The sequence below is a fragment of the Devosia sediminis genome, assembly GCF_016411825.1.
In the GTDB taxonomy this organism is placed as follows: domain Bacteria; phylum Pseudomonadota; class Alphaproteobacteria; order Rhizobiales; family Devosiaceae; genus Devosia; species Devosia sediminis.
Genome location: NZ_JAEKMH010000001.1, coordinates 624,848 through 639,685, shown reverse-complemented (window position 1 = coordinate 639,685; position 14,838 = coordinate 624,848). Strand labels below are relative to the sequence as shown.

The following is a 14,838-nucleotide window of genomic DNA, read 5'->3' as shown; positions in this document are numbered from 1 at the left end:
TTCGTGCTGCCGGAGTTCGCTTGTCATGGCGCGTGCGCCTGCCAGTCCCGCGTCCAGCAAGGCCCGCCGCAAACCGGCGGCCACGACGACCCGCTCTCGCAAACCAGTTGCGCCCAAAACGGCGGCATCCGAGGCTCCTGATAAGCCTCCTGCGATCATTGCGACACCGCGCCGGGTCTCCCTGCCCTCGCTTGAATCCGGCGCCACCTTGCTGCGCAAGGTCGTGCTCAATGCGATCTTCCTCATCGCCGTCCTGCTGTTCTTCGCGATGATGGTCAACCAGTTCGTGCACGAGCAGGTTGTCATCGAACCCATCGCCGTGCCCAAGGCTCTGGTGGAACAGGGCTTGGGACCCGAAGTGGTGGCCGGTCGCCTTTGGGATGGGCTGCGTGACGCACAATTGCGTGCGCGCACAGCCAAGGCGAGCCTCAGCGCCATCCCCGACAGCCAGCGCATCCAGTTCACCGTACCCGAAGTCGGGCTGTCGCTCGACACCATCGTTCGCCAGACCCGCCAATTCTTCAACCTGCACCAGGCGCGCATCAGCGGTGAGATCGTCTGCGCCGATGCGGCCTGTACGCCCGATGGCATGCAGCTCCGACTGCGCGTGCTCAAGGGCAGTAACGAGATCCTCGACCTGCGGGCCATCGGCGGCAGCGACCAGCGGGGTTATTTCACCGAAGCGGCTATCGCCGTCCTGGCCGTGCTCGATCCATTCGTCGCCGCCGCCGCCCAGGCCGATCGCTATCCGGTGCGCGCCGCCACCCTGGCCCGGCGCCTCGTGCGCCAGCATCACCCGGACGCCAAATGGGCGCAGAACCTTCTGGGCAACCTCGCCACCAATGCCGGCAATCTCGAGGGTGCCATCGAGGCCTATCGCGCTGCCCTGGTGATCGACCCAGATTTCCCCATTGCCCTCGCCAATCTCGGCCGCGCCCTGCGCCAGGCTGGCGACCTCGACGGCGCCCGAGCCGCCTATGACGCGCTCCAACGGGTTGAGCCCGGCACCGCGACCCTGCTCGAAGGCCGGGCCGAGTTGTTGCTTGCCGAGGGCAAGACCGACGAAGCCGTCGCCATGTTCGAACAGGCGGCAGCGGCAGATCCGGCCAGCGCTCACTATTTCGCCCGGATCGGCCAGATCGAGGACGGGCGTGGCGATGGCGAGGCCGCCCAGGCCTGGTACCGCCGTTCTCTTCAGGTCGATCCGGCCTATGCCCTGGCGGTAGAGCCCGTCTTCATGGCCCTTGTCGGCGCCGGCGAACTCCAGGAGGGCGAGGCCCTTCTCGGTGCCGCAGCGCGCTATCGTCCCGGCGAGGCCGACATGCAGGGTCTGCATGGCGTCGCCCTGTCCCTTCTCGGCCGCAAGGACGAGGCGCTTGCAGCTTTTGACCGCGCCCTGGCCATTGAACCCGATGATTTCGATCTGCTCTACCAGGCTGCCAACCTCTTGCAGGATCTCGACCGATATCCGGAGTCGATCACTCGGCTGGAGCGGGCCATCGCCTTGCGACCGTATGACCCAGCGGCACGCTTCGCCAAGGGCTCGGCGCTTCTCCTCATCGGCGACAACGCAGGCGCACGCACCGACCTCGAACGCGTGCTCGAGCTCGACACATCAGGCACCCAATACGAAAACCTCGCCATCGGCTTTCTCGATATTCTCGACGGGCTCGACGCCGCCAATGCCAAGGCCGAGGAAAAGGCGGTGGTGCCATGAGCGACGTCACGCCCCCGCTAGGATCATTGACCCGCGTCGATGCGGGACTCGCTACCATCCGCACCATGACCATCAATATCGGTTTCTTTGCCGCCATGCTGCTGCTGGTGCCGACGCTGGGCGCGCAGGTCGTGCGTAATCCCGTCGTCATCGAACCCATCGACGTGCCCGACGCGCTGGCCGATCGCGGCATGACTGCCAATGTCGCTGCCAATCGCGTCTGGGACGGGTTGCAGGAATATTCCCGCAAGGCCGACCTCGCCCGCCAGACGCTGGTCGCCGTGCCGGATAGCCAGCTCGTCGAGTTCACCCTGCCGGGCAGTTCGCTCTCAATCGATGCCGTGCTCAAGCAGGTCCGCCAGTTCCTCGCCATCGACGAGACCTTGATATCGGGCGAGATCATCTGCCAGACGGCCGACTGCGTTCCCGAGGGGCAGCGGCTGCGGCTGCGTGTCATCCGCCGAACTGTTGAAGTGATCGACATGCCGCCCATGGGCGCGACCCCGCCGGAGATGTATTTTGCGGAAGCGGCGGCAGCCGTTTTCGACGTGCTCGATCCGTTGGTCGGCGCCGCTGCCCGCGCCATCACCGACCCGGAAGGCGCAACGGCGCGCGCCCTGCGCATCGCCGCCGGGGGCGGACCGGACGCGGTTTGGGCACGGGCCTTGATGGGCGACATCGCCCTCGCCGAAGGCGATGCCGCCGCGGCTGAAATACATTATCAAGCCGCCTTGGCCATCGACCCGAACCTGGCGCAGGCACAACTGGGCCTCGCCCGCGCCGCTTTCGCCCTGGGCGATCCCGCAGGCGCCGAAATCCGACTGACCGGCCTGCCGAGATACGGTGACGTCGCGCTGGAAACGGCTCTGCTGCGCGCCGACATCGCGCTCGCTCAGGGTGCGTTCGAAGCTGCCAGGGTCGCAGCCCTCGAAGCTGCAGAGATCGATCCGCTTTCGCCCCAGCCGCATATCCGACTCGGCCAGATCGCGCGGCAGGCCGGGCTCGATGGCGAGGCCCGTGCAGCCTATGTCGAGGCTCTCGCCGTGGATCCGGGCGCCAGCGAGGCCTTGAGTGCCCTCAGCGAACTCTATCGCGCCGCCGGCGATCTGGCTGCCGCCGAAACCCTGCTCAAGGATTGGGTCGAATACACACCAGAAAGTGCCGAGGCGCTGCGGGCCCTCATCGCCCTCCGCATCGAACGGGATGACCTGGCAGGGGCCGCCGACGCCTATGGTCTCCTTGCCCTACTGGAACCTTTGTCCTTCGACGAAGCCATGGCGCGCGCCGAGCTCTTGGCCGGGGCCAACCGCTATGCCGAGGCCGGCGATGTGCTCATGCCCTTTGTCGAAGCCGACGTGCCGCAGCCCGATGCCGTGCTGGCCCTGGCGCGACTGCACCAGACGGCTGGACGACAAGACAAGGCAATCGACCTCTACCGTCGCTACCTGACCTTGGGCACAGACTTGCCCGGAACAGTCGAGGCCACCGAGGCAGTGGCGCAGGCGGGTAAATAGACCTCACGCCGTGGCGCGGAGGCGCTGCCGGAAACTGTCCCAGGAGAATACCACCAGCGACAGCCAGATCAGCGCGAAGCTCAGCAGTCGCAACCCGTTGAGCTCCTCGCCGAACAGCGTGATGGCCAGCAGGAACTGGATGGATGGCGCCAGGTACTGGAACATGCCGATCGTGGTCAGCCGCAGCCGGCGCACACCATAGGCAAACAGCAGCAGCGGAATGGCTGTTGCCGGACCGGTCAGCACCAGCAGAAGCATCATGCCCGGATCGGCATGGACGCCCACTCCCCGCGTGGCGATATCGTAGGCGACATAGGCCAGCGCAAACGGTGCCACCACTACGGTCTCGGCGAAAAGGCCGGTGACCGGGCCGGCCTGCGCCGTCTTGCGGATGAAGCCGTAAAAGCCGAAGGAAAAGGCCAGCCCCAGCGCAATGAACGGCACCTTCCCGAGGCCCCAGGCCTGGATCAGGATGGCTACCACGGCAATGCCGATGGCTATGGTCTGCATGCGGTTTTGCCGCTCGCCAAGGAAGATCATGCCGATGGCGACATTGACCAGCGGGTTGATGAAGTAGCCAAAACTGGCTTCCAGCACCTGACCGGTTTCCACCGCCCAGACATAGAGCAGCCAATTGCCCACCAGCAGCACGGCCGAAAGGGCGATGACCCGCATGCGCCGTAAATCGGACAGCACGGCACGGGCTTCGGCATAGCCGCGCGTGACCGCAATGATGACAGCGAGTAGCACCAGCGACCACAAGGTCCGCTCGGCCACGATCAGCACCGATCCGGCCTGTTCGAGCAGCCGGAACAGAATGGGCAGAAAACCCCAGAGCAGATAGGCCGTCAGCGCCGCGACGACCCCATTGCGGGTTTCGTTGGGGTCGGCTGCAAGCGCCGGCGCGACGGGCGCCGCTGTTTCCGGGGTCTGTTCTGGGAGGGTCATGAAATTCTCCGCGCAACGCGGTGCGCCCCGCCCGTCTAGCAGCCGTAGCCATGCGCCGCCAATCAGAGTTTGTGATGCTTCTCTCCCGCAAAGCTGATGGCCGGACCCAACCTTTTGCGGCGTCGGACGTTTGCAACGGTGAAGCGTCACGACGTCGTGCGCTTCACGCCCGTACAACTATGCCGAGGAGCAGCAGATGAAAAAGACCGTGACCTGGATCCTTATCGCCGATGGCACACAGGCCCGTGTTCTCGAACATAATGGCCCTGGCAAGGGCCTGCTCCTGGTCAAGGGCCTCGACTGGTCCATTCCCCCGCTGCAGGCGCAGGATATCGACACGGACGGCTATGGCCGCGGTCCGAACGGCGGCGCGATGACGTCAGGCAATGATCCGGTCAAACACCGGGAGGCCGAATTCGTGCGCTCGGTCGCCGAGGTCATGAACGACAAGGCCAAGGCCGGTGCCTTCGACCGGCTGGTCATCGCCGCGGCGCCGATTGCCCTGGGCAATCTGCGCAAGCTTTTGTCCGACCATGTGAAGAAAACCGTGGTCGCAGAACTCGACAAAGACCTCACCAACATTCCAACGCCACAACTCGACCGGCACCTCGACGGCATCCTCGCCGTGTGACGGCGCGGCGGTCGAAAGCGATTCAATCTCAATGCCTTGCTGCAAGAGCCTCAGCCCCGCACGAAGCGCGTTGAATCAATCCGGCAAGCACATGAATCACTTTGTGACGGTGTTGAATCGAAATGGAAGGCTGACGGCGCGAGTACGCCGTCAGTCTTCTGAATCCACGTCGTCGTCCTCGCCCGCCAGTGCGTCGAGGAATTCGAGGATCAGCGCGTTGACCAGTTCGGGCTTTTCGATGCTCGGAATATGCGCGACGCCTTCCAGCATCACCGCAAACGCGTTGGGCATGGTCTCCGACAAGGTCTCGTGACGATCGATCAGTGCGGTGAAATCCTCATCACCCACCATCAGCAAGGCTGGTGTGTTCACGTCTTCGAGGCGCGTCCATGCGTCAGGCCGCTCTTCCTCGAGGGTGAGTTGCGGCTTGCCCAGGGCCTTGGCATTCATGTCGAAGAAAAGCGCACGCGCCGGGTCGCCGACGCGTCCGCTCTGCGCGCGCGGACCGTCCAGCCATTCATGCGCCTGCACCTTGTTGAGCAGGTCGAGGTCGCCGCGCTCCCAGGCGTCTTCCTCGGCCATTTCGATGGCCCGCTCCTCGGCCGTCGCGCTCCAGGGCGCGCCGGTGATCGAGGTGCCGATCAGCACGAGGCCGATCACCCGGCCCGGATGGGCCAGGGCAAAATCGACCGCCAGCCCGCCGCCCATCGAGCAGCCCACCAGCACGGCGGCATGGATGTCGAGCGCGTCGAGCAAGGCTTCGAGGTCGTCGAGATGGCTGAAAGCTTCGTCCGGGCTCGTCGTTTCGCCATAGCCGCGCCGATCATAGGCGATTGCGTGCCACCCGGCTTCGTCAACCGCCTGCATCTGGTCGAGCCACATGCGCTTGTCGCAAACCCCGGCATGGAGGAAGACGACCGGCAGGCCCTCCCCCCGTTCCAGCCCGGCCAGCGTCGCGCCGCCGATCTCGATGGCAAATGGCTCAGTCGTCATGGCAGTCACTGCTCCAGGGCAGCGCAGAACGTGATGTCGTCTTCGGCGCCGAACCAGCAGCCCTCTTCCCCTGCAACGGGGGCAAAGCGGCCGAGTTCCACGGGCTTCCGGCCCGGTTGAGTCTCTGCGGCGATCAGGTAGCCGAACCCTTCGCCATTGGCCTCATGCGCGAAAACGAAAGTTGCTCCATCGGGAAGCACAAAGGTTATGCCACCGCCGTCGACGTCCACGTCACAGGCGAAATCGCCAAAGCCCGTCATCGAACATTGTCCCGGCGCAGCAGCGGCCGGAACGGCGAGGGCAAGGCTGCATGCGAGCGCCGCCCCCGTCATCAGATTCCTCATACAGTCCCCCAAAAGAACCGATCTCCGGTGCGGCCCTGCCGCGTCCCGCGCAGCCTATTGCAAAAAGGCCTGCAAACCCAATGCTTTTCACAGATCGGTGGAGGTTTGGTAAAGGGGCGCTCACGCTCAGGCAGCGGTATCCATCAGGTCCGCCAGCGCCTGGGCGACATCGCGCTGCGTATAGGGCTTCATGATCACGGGCCGATCCTGCCACTCGGGGGGCAGGCCCTCCCTGCCGTAGCCGGTGGCAAACAGGATCGGTACCCCGCGCTCGGCCAGGATCCGCGCGGCCGGAAACACCGTCACCCCGCCGATATTGACATCGAGAATGGCCGCGTCCGGCGCCTCGACGCTGGCAGCCAGCCGCTCGGCCTCCGGCAGCCACATGGCCTGGGCCAGAACTGTCCAGCCAAGCTCATCGAGCATGTCCTCGAGATTGATGAGGACCAGGGTTTCATCTTCGACGACGAATATGCGGCGTCCATCACGAGACAAAGAGAGCCTCCTGAACCTGATAGGCCGCACGGGGAATGACCATGCGCACCCGCAATCCGGTCTCAAGATAACGCATTTCCATCGATCCGCCCATCTCGCCGGTAATCACGGTACGCAGCAACCGGGATCCGAAGCCTTTTCGGGTCGGCTCCTGCGCCGGTGGACCGCCAGTCTCGACCCAATCGATGACGAGGCCATCGCCTGAACTCTCGCTCCAAGTCACGGAAAGGCCACCCTCGGGAACTGAGAGGGCGCCATGCTTGACCGCATTGGTCGCCAGTTCATGCAGCACCAGCGCCAGCGCCACCGTGGCCTTGGCATTGACCACAAGCACGGGGCCGCCGAAGCTGACCTTGTCGCTGCTGAAGACGTCGAGTTCCTTCTGCACCAGGTGCCCGATCTCGGTATTGTGCCACTGCCGGTCGCTGAGCATCGTATGGGCCCCCGCCAGGGCGCTGATCCGCGCCTCGAAGGCCTGCCGGGCTGCCGTGACGTCATTGGTACTGCGCAAGGTCTGGCTGGCAATCGACTGCACTGTGGCCAACGTGTTCTTCACGCGGTGATTGAGCTCATCGATCATCAGGCGCTGCCGCTGCGTCGCCCGGAACGCATCGGTGCGGTCCATGCCCTGCACGAAGATGCCGGTAATATTGCCGGCGCTGTCGCGGATGGGATTGTAGGAAAAATCCAGGAAATACTCCTGCGGTGGCCGGCCCGGCTCATTATCGAGGATCACGCGGGCGCCCTCGGCCTGATGCACATGACCATCGATGTAGACCTGGTCCAGCAGGTCGACGAAGCCCTGCTCCACGACCTCCGGAAGCGCATCGGCAATCGGCCGGCCGATGACATTGCGACCGCCAATCAGCCGCGTATAGGAGTCAGATGAGAAGGTGAAAATGTGGGTGGGACCGGACAGTACCGCGAAAAAGGCGGGAGCCTGCTGGAACAGCCGCCGGAAGTCGGCGCTCGCCGCCTCGGCCTCAAGTGTCCGCTCCATGAGGCGCGTCGCTGCCGACAGCGAAGAAAACGGGAGTGTCGCCATTTCGCGAATGCGGGCAAATTCGGTCACGTCGACCGTGTTCTGCAAGATGTATTCGACTTGGCCGCGCGCATCCAGGATCGGCACATGCACGGCCGTCCAGTAGCGATGCCGCACCGTGCCGTTCGGTTCCGCGATTGGATATGGCAGGTAGGCCAGCGTGTCTGCCTCGCCGGTCGCAGCGACCTTCTGGAAGGACTGCTCGAGCCGACGCCCGCTTTCGCCCGGCTCGGGAAACCGATCCATCACATACTTGCCGACCAGGTCGTCAAGCGTGCTGCTGGTGGTCTCGAGATAGGCGGCGTTGGCCGTGACAAAGCGCAGGTTGCGATCGAGGATCATGAACGGGCTGGGAAGCGCGTCAAAGATGCGCTCGTAGTCAACCTCGTCCATATGCCCCTGCCCCCCAATAACGCGTCAGGTGCAAGCTGCATCCCTAACCCGCTCCAAACGCATCTGTGCGCCTTTGGTTGCAGGAAGCCCAGGCCATTTGGACCGCATGGTGAATGCGCGACCGCCCATGGACGGAGACGGACCTGTCAGTCCGCCTCGACCACGAGGTCGGGCGCCTCTTCACCGGCAGGCTTGGCCTTCGGCGCGGGCGGCGGCGCGAGCTTTTCCGTTTCCTGAGGCGGCACAGCGGGTGGTGGTGGAGGAGCAAGCTTCTCCGGTGCGGCGGCAGGTGGAGTCGCCGGTGGCGGCGGCGGGGCTGCCTTGGCTGGAGCACCTGCGGCACAGGGCGCCGCAGCCGGCGGTGGCGGAGGCGCGGCCTTCGCGGGTGCACCAGCGGCACACGGCGCCACCGCGCCGGCAACGCAAGGGGCTGCACCGGCAGCGCAGGGCGCCGACCCAGCCGAGGCTGTCGCGGTTGCCGCGGTCACCCTCGGTGGCACCGGATTGGTGGCATGATCATAGGCGATGGCGGCGGTGGTAACGGCCAGGGCGGCGCCGAAGAGCAGAGTGTTGCGTGTGCTCATTTCCTGGCGAACCCATCAAGACCGAAAAACGGGCGCGCCCAGACGCCAACGAATGAACCGACAAAGGCAGCCGCGAACCACAGCCAGCCATGCAGGCTCCCCGTGGCGATTCCCGAGAACAGGGCACCGATATTGCAGCCGAATGACAGGCGCGCGCCATAGCCCATCAGGAGCCCGCCGACTATGGCCGCCAGCAGCGAGCCCAGCGGCAGCTTGGCCTTGGGGGCAAACTTGCCGGCAATGGCCGCAGCCAGAGCCGCGCCCAGCACCAGGCCGAAATCCATGACCGAAACCGTATCGGCCAGCACCGAGGAATTGAGCGCCTGCGCCTGTGCCGGCCAGGTCCAGAACTCCCAGCTTGCCACCGGAATGCCGACGGCATCGGCGATTTTGGCGCCCCAGAGACCAAACCCATAAGTGATCGACCAGGGGTGTCCTGCCAGCAGCAGTGTGACGACATTGAGCAGCGCCAGCACAAGGCCCGCCCCGATCAGCGGCCACGGCCCATAGAGAATCCAGCTCCAGCCCTGCCGCGCGGGAGCCGGCTCGGCCTCGATATTGCCGTGGACGCGCTTCTCGATCAGTGCGGTTACCAGCGCCACCAGCCCGAGACCGGCAATGGTCGCCGCCAGGGCGAAACCCACCCCGAGTTCGGCGCCGAGGCTTATGGCCGGCAGCGCCGGCTGCTCCAGCCAGAACGGCAGATTCGCGGTGCCGACAACGGCGCCAATGATGAAGAAGACCAGCGTCACCAGCATGCGCGCGGAGCCGCCGCCCACCGTGAACAGCGTGCCCGAGCCGCAACCGCCGCCGAGCTGCATGCCGAGCCCGAAAATGGTTGCGCCGATCAGCACGGATACGCCGACCGGCGCCATGGCCCCGACCATGGCCTGTCCGCCGATATTGCCGGCCGCCACCAGCGGGATCATGGCCAGCGCCGCGACGCCGATGGTCAGCATCTGCGCCCGCATGCCGCGACCGCGCTTTTCCAACACCATGCGCTTCCAGCCGCCGGTGAAGCCGAACGAGCCATGATAAAGCGCGACGCCCAGCCCGCCGCCGACCAGGAACAGAGCGCCCTGCCGCAGGTCGACCTGCCAGGTGATGAAGGCGAAGCCGGCCAGCAGCATGAGCGCGGCGACGAAGAGCGGGCCTCGGTCTGCCACCGCTGGCGGCAGGAACTTTGGCGCGGTTGCGGAAATGTCGGTCATGATTCTCGAAATGTGCAGGTCTTGAAAAAGCTTTGGATGCTGCGACCGCTGGGCGCAACATCCGATGCGTGGAACGAAGATTGGATTGCCCGGTCAAGCCAGGCAATGACGGCGTGGGAAAATCGGATCCTACCCCATCGTCACCACCCGACTTGATCGGGTGGTCCATCTCGTCACCAGTGAAGCCTACTGAATCGGGCGCGCCGGATCGGCAGCCCATTCGGCCATCGAGCCGTCATACATGGCCGAGTTCTCGTTGCCGCCCACGGCGTTGAGCGCGAACCAGGCGATCGAGGCCCAGTGGCCGGTATTGCAGAAGACGATGTTCTTCTCGCCCTCGGCCAGACCGGCTCCGGCGGCCAGGGCCGCGATGGTCTCGGGCTGGGCAAAGCTGGCATATTCGGCACTGTAGAAGTTCGAGTGCGGAATGTTCACGGCGCCGGGAATGGTGCCTTCGATCCGCACGACCGGGCTCTTCGACTGGCCTAGGAACTGCTCTTCCGGACGACCGTCGACCAGCTTCACGCCCGAGGCGAGAGCGGCTTCCACGTCGGCGGTGGTGGCGCGCAGTTCGGGCCGGACATTGGCGACGAAATCACCCGCTTCCGGGGTCACCGCCTCGGCAACGCGCTCGCCGCCCTGGGCGTCATACTGGCGCCAGCCGCCATCGAGGATCGAGACATTGTCGTGGCCGAGATACTTGAAGGTCCAGTAGACGCGGGTCGCGCCACCGAATTCCGACGAGTCGGTGCCCCACGGCACGATGACGACATGGTCGTCGGCGTCGACGCCAAGGCCGGCGATCAGCGCGGCAATCTCGGCATCGGGCGGGATCTGGCCCGGCACGCCCTCGACCTCGGTGCGCCAGCCATAGGTGGCGTAAGGCGCGACGACGGCATTGGCGATGAACGGCAGGTCGCCCAGATCGGTCTCGTCGATCTTGTCGCGGATATCGATGATGGCAAGGTTTTCGTCACCCGCATGGGCCTTGAGCCACTCGGCCGTCACCAGCGGCGTGGCGTCCTGAGCGTGAGCGAAAACGGGAGCCGCGACGACAAAGGCAGCGGCTGCGACGAGCGATGCAAAACGCATGAAAAAGCTCCAGAGATTAGTCTGACACCAAATCTATAGAGGACTGGTCGTGAAATCGTGGGCCAGCGGACCAAAATGCAACCGCCGGGAGCAAAACCACACCACGGATTACGGTTCAAAAAGAACCAGTTTCTCATCGAACTCCGTTTTCGACCGCGATAGCACCCGACAACGCGACAACCGTACACATGTTATCGTCTCACAAGAGATTGCATGGTCTGGGCTGCTTACCGAACTGAGCCCTTCACTGCTGCGGCGCGACCCGAGGACCAGCGTTGACCTGGCATCCTCGCCGATCCGTGCATCAGCCGGCCATGCGCGCCATCCACGACATTCCATTCCATTTGAGGAGCATCCCGAACTGGCCGCCGTTGCCGGAATGGGCCGTTCCAGCTTCGCCAAACACTTCTCCAGCCTGATTGGCGCGGCCCCCTGCACTACCAAACTCGCTGGCGCCTACTCCCCGCCAACCAGATGCTCAAGCGCGTCGACGCCCGCGTCAGCGACGTCGCCCGCCGCGTCGGCTACGCCTCCGAAGGCGCCTTTAGCCGGGCGTTCAAGGCGCAGTTTGGGCATGCTCCGGTGATGGCAAGGAAGTGGAGCGGTTGGGGAGGTAGCGACAGCCTTCCATCAAGAACTAGATTTCTTGCGAAAAAAGCAAGTATTTAGGATTCGGAACTCACACCCTAGAATGATTAGCCTTTCGCGGAGGCCCGTACATGGAACTGTTCTCAGAAAAATTCATCGAAGATTGCATTGCAGAAGCACCGGAAGCTTTTCTTGGGCAACCCTTGGAACTTCTTTCGCAGCAACCAAGAATCGGTGGGTTTGTACCAGACTTGGTCTTCCGAGGCAGCCAAGGAGAAGTCGTAGTTGTAGAAGTTCAACAGAATACCTTGGATCGGCACCACCTTTACAGGTGCCTGGAGTACCGGGATTCATTAACTCATGACGGAGATATATCGACAGTAATACTTGTTTGCGAACACATCCCTCAGCGATATGAACGAATTGCTAAAGTCCACAACATTATAGTGATTGCTGTACAAAGAGAGGCATTCTTAAAGTCGGCCATAAAATACTGTCCAAAATCCCTTTCAACCCATCTCACCACGAGCATAAATAAGGCTTCGGCTGCTCATTTGTTCACTGGTGACAGCTTGGTGCGCCCTTATGCTTGGGGTGAGCACGACAAACTTGTAGACGTGTATCGCTTCACGGTTGCCGAGCTCGGACGGTGCGGCCTGATAGAAAAGTACCGAAACGACCAGCAAACCAGCGAGATCCTCAGGGCCGCCGAAGATTTAATGTCTGCAACTGCAGGTGACCTTATCGACCCCACGAAATGGAACATAGACAACTTGCTAAGCCCGCCGTCAGGTTGGGTGCCACCGCAAGAAAAGCACATCAAAAGAATTCAACGCCCGCAAGCACGGCTTCGAGTTTTCATTACATCAAAGAATAACCTTAGCGTTCGATGGGCACCGGTATCTCGACGCGTTGGCGAAGAGTATCTTTTTGATTGGGTGCGTTATCCGTCTGACGTGGGATATGGATATGACAGGCCCGAAGACGAGGTACTTTTTCTGCACAACATCTATCGGATTTCAGCAGACGCCGACCAGCTGATGCATCGACCTGATGGCGACGAACGTGCGGCACTCGGCTCAATGATGTTGGCACTCATCTTCTCAATGCTACAGCATTTGCGGTACACGTTGGGCCAAGTGATCGATTGTCAGTTCGACAGCGAATTTTGTTTGGACCTTGGCGATGAAGTTCCAACAAATAGCTGGTCAAGTCGCCGCCAAATTAATGGCTGGCGAATAGCCGACACACAAATGTTGCGAGTGGAAGAAGCTCAGGCTCGAGTTGCCAACTTCGAGACCAACGTTCAAACTTTCTCGATAGCGGAAATGTTGGCTGCACTGGATTTAGCCTTATCAAAGCCGGATCCAAAACTATCAATGGCGTCGGCAATTGCAAAGGAGCTGCGAGCCACTGGAACTGCGGTTAAGGCACCAGCGATCGCGTCCGTGCTCCATGATATGATGGAGGCACGGGACGCGAGGCTAGCGCCGTATTCCGGCAGAATCGATATCCGATAGGCGCTCCGCCTACCGTGTCAGCGGCTTGTACGTTGCCCGCTTCGGGTTGACCGCATCAGCCCCGAGGCGCCGCACCTTATCCGCCTCATAATCCTGGAAATTGCCCTCGAACCATTCGACATGGCTGTCGCCTTCAAAGGCCAGCATGTGAGTGGCGAGGCGGTCGAGGAACATGCGGTCGTGGCTGATGATCACGGCGCAACCGGCAAATTCCTCCAGCGCCTCTTCGAGCGCGGCGAGGGTTTCGGTGTCGAGGTCGTTGGTCGGTTCGTCAAGGAGGAGGACGTTGGCGCCGCTCTTCAGCATCTTGGCCAGGTGCACGCGGTTGCGCTGGCCACCCGAGAGATTGCCGACCTTCTGCTGCTGGTCGCCACCCTTGAAATTGAAGGTGGAGGTATAGGCGCGCGAATTCATCTCGCGCTTGCCGAGCATGAGGATGTCATCGCCTTCGGAGATTTCCTCCCAGACGGTCTTGTTCGGGTTGAGCGCGTCGCGGCTCTGGTCAACATAGCCCAGGTGCACGTTTTCGGCGACGGTGACGGTGCCGCTATCGGGCTTTTCCTGCCCGGTCAGCATCTTGAACAGCGTGGTCTTGCCCGCGCCGTTCGGGCCGATGATGCCGACAATGCCACCCGGCGGCAGCTTGAAGCTGAGATTGTCGATCAAGAGGCGATCGCCGAAAGACTTGGACAGCCCCTCCACGTCGATCACGTTGTGGCCGAGGCGCTCGCCGGGCGGAATAATGATCTGCGCAGTGTGGGACTGGGTGCGGGCCTCGTTGACCTTGACCAGCTCGTCATAGGCGCGGATACGCGCCTTGGATTTGGCCTGGCGGGCCTGCGGGGACTGGCCCATCCATTCCTTTTCGCGTTCCAGAACCTTGGCGCGGGCCGCATCTTCGCTCTTTTCCTGCGCGAAGCGCTTGGCCTTGGCGTCGAGATAGGCCGAGTAATTGCCTTCGTACGGCACGCCGCGGCCGCGATCGAGCTCGAGGATCCAGCCGGTGACATTGTCGAGGAAGTAGCGGTCGTGGGTGATGATCAGCACCGCGCCTTCGAACTCGCGCAGATGCCGTTCGAGCCAGGCCGTAGTCTCGGCGTCGAGATGGTTGGTCGGTTCGTCGAGCAGCAGCAGGTCGGGCTTGGAGAGCAGCAGCGCGCAGAGCGCCACGCGGCGCTTCTCACCGCCCGAGAGATTGGTCACGTCGGCATCGCCCGGCGGGCAGCCGAGGGCTTCCATGGCCACTTCCACCTGGGATTCGAGATCCCACAGGTTCTGGCTGTCGATGATGTCCTGCAGCTTGGTCGCCTCGTCGGCGGTTTCGTCGGAATAGTTCATCATCAACTCGTTGTAGCGGTCGACGATGTCCTTCTTTTCCTTGACGCCGGTCATAACGTTGCCGAGCACGTTCAGCGCCGGATCGAGCTGCGGCTCCTGCGCCAGATACCCGACCTTGGCGCCATCGGCGGCCCAGGCCTCACCGGTGAATTCGGTATCGATGCCTGCCATGATCTTGAGCAGCGTCGACTTGCCCGAGCCGTTGGGGCCGAGGATGCCGATCTTGGCGTCGGGATAGAAGCTGAGATGGATGTTATCCAGCACCTTCTTGCCGCCGGCATAGGCCTTACTCATTCCGTGCATGTGATAGATGAACTGGCGTGCCATGGCGTGATGATCCCGCGATTGAAAAGTTTGCGCCGTATTTAGGGGATAGGCCGATGCGAGGCAACCGCCGGGCTTGATCCCCGATCCCGCTATGCCTACCC

General features: G+C 63.1%; 14 protein-coding genes. 5 read left to right on the top strand and 9 right to left on the bottom strand.

Annotated features, from left to right (window positions below; all coding sequences use genetic code 11):
- Nucleotides 1–25: 25 nt before the first annotated feature.
- Both JEQ47_RS03250 and JEQ47_RS03245 read left to right on the top strand, forming a co-directional pair.
- Nucleotides 26–1,717, top strand: coding sequence for a tetratricopeptide repeat protein (locus tag JEQ47_RS03250; RefSeq protein ID WP_198874953.1), 1,692 nt, complete (start codon nucleotides 26–28; stop codon nucleotides 1,715–1,717).
- Entirely contained in the window at nucleotides 1,714–3,231 is a 1,518-nt protein-coding gene (locus JEQ47_RS03245) for a tetratricopeptide repeat protein (RefSeq protein WP_198874952.1), read from the top strand. Before JEQ47_RS03250 ends, JEQ47_RS03245 begins: the two co-directional genes overlap by 4 nt.
- Before the next feature lie 3 nt (nucleotides 3,232–3,234).
- On the opposite strand, the gene rarD is transcribed toward JEQ47_RS03245, so the two are convergent.
- Complete coding sequence (rarD, locus tag JEQ47_RS03240) at nucleotides 3,235–4,179, bottom strand: EamA family transporter RarD (protein ID WP_198874951.1); 945 nt, start codon at nucleotides 4,177–4,179, stop codon at nucleotides 3,235–3,237.
- A gap of 196 nt (nucleotides 4,180–4,375) precedes the next feature.
- Here rarD and JEQ47_RS03235 point away from each other — a divergent pair, with 196 nt between their 5' ends.
- Entirely contained in the window at nucleotides 4,376–4,810 is a 435-nt protein-coding gene (locus JEQ47_RS03235) for a host attachment protein (protein WP_198874950.1), read from the top strand.
- Nucleotides 4,811–4,960: 150 nt separating this feature from the next.
- Here JEQ47_RS03235 and JEQ47_RS03230 read toward each other — a convergent pair whose 3' ends face one another.
- The 7 genes from JEQ47_RS03230 to JEQ47_RS03200 all read right to left on the bottom strand — a co-directional run bounded on the left by JEQ47_RS03230 (nucleotide 4,961) and on the right by JEQ47_RS03200 (nucleotide 10,964).
- Nucleotides 4,961–5,803 (bottom strand): alpha/beta fold hydrolase, encoded by an 843-nt coding sequence (locus JEQ47_RS03230; RefSeq protein ID WP_198874949.1) that lies wholly within the window; start codon nucleotides 5,801–5,803, stop codon nucleotides 4,961–4,963.
- 5 nt (nucleotides 5,804–5,808) lie between these two features.
- Nucleotides 5,809–6,147, bottom strand: a complete 339-nt coding sequence (locus tag JEQ47_RS03225; RefSeq protein WP_198874948.1) for a hypothetical protein — start codon at nucleotides 6,145–6,147, stop codon at nucleotides 5,809–5,811.
- Nucleotides 6,148–6,273: 126 nt separating this feature from the next.
- Nucleotides 6,274–6,642, bottom strand: coding sequence for a response regulator (locus JEQ47_RS03220; RefSeq protein ID WP_210337931.1), 369 nt, complete (start codon nucleotides 6,640–6,642; stop codon nucleotides 6,274–6,276).
- Entirely contained in the window at nucleotides 6,632–8,077 is a 1,446-nt protein-coding gene (locus JEQ47_RS03215) for a sensor histidine kinase (protein ID WP_198874947.1), read from the bottom strand. Before JEQ47_RS03215 ends, JEQ47_RS03220 begins: the two co-directional genes overlap by 11 nt.
- Nucleotides 8,078–8,223: 146 nt before the next feature.
- A complete protein-coding gene (locus tag JEQ47_RS03210; protein WP_198874946.1) occupies nucleotides 8,224–8,661 on the bottom strand; it encodes a hypothetical protein in 438 nt (145 codons plus the stop codon).
- Nucleotides 8,658–9,872 carry a YeeE/YedE family protein gene (locus JEQ47_RS03205; protein WP_198874945.1) on the bottom strand — a complete coding sequence of 405 codons (1,215 nt, stop codon included), beginning with the start codon at nucleotides 9,870–9,872 and terminating at the stop codon, nucleotides 8,658–8,660. Before JEQ47_RS03205 ends, JEQ47_RS03210 begins: the two co-directional genes overlap by 4 nt.
- A 186-nt stretch (nucleotides 9,873–10,058) precedes the next feature.
- Entirely contained in the window at nucleotides 10,059–10,964 is a 906-nt protein-coding gene (locus JEQ47_RS03200) for a sulfurtransferase (RefSeq protein WP_198874944.1), read from the bottom strand.
- A gap of 474 nt (nucleotides 10,965–11,438) precedes the next feature.
- Here JEQ47_RS03200 and JEQ47_RS20560 point away from each other — a divergent pair, with 474 nt between their 5' ends.
- A complete protein-coding gene (locus JEQ47_RS20560) occupies nucleotides 11,439–11,633 on the top strand; it encodes a helix-turn-helix domain-containing protein (protein ID WP_236020632.1) in 195 nt (64 codons plus the stop codon).
- Between the two features lie 50 nt (nucleotides 11,634–11,683).
- Nucleotides 11,684–13,072 (top strand): hypothetical protein, encoded by a 1,389-nt coding sequence (locus JEQ47_RS03190; protein WP_198874943.1) that lies wholly within the window; start codon nucleotides 11,684–11,686, stop codon nucleotides 13,070–13,072.
- Nucleotides 13,073–13,081: 9 nt separating this feature from the next.
- Here the strand turns inward: JEQ47_RS03190 and ettA are convergent, their stop codons facing one another.
- Entirely contained in the window at nucleotides 13,082–14,737 is a 1,656-nt protein-coding gene (ettA, locus tag JEQ47_RS03185; protein ID WP_198874942.1) for an energy-dependent translational throttle protein EttA, read from the bottom strand.
- Between the last annotated feature and the right edge of the window lie 101 nt (nucleotides 14,738–14,838).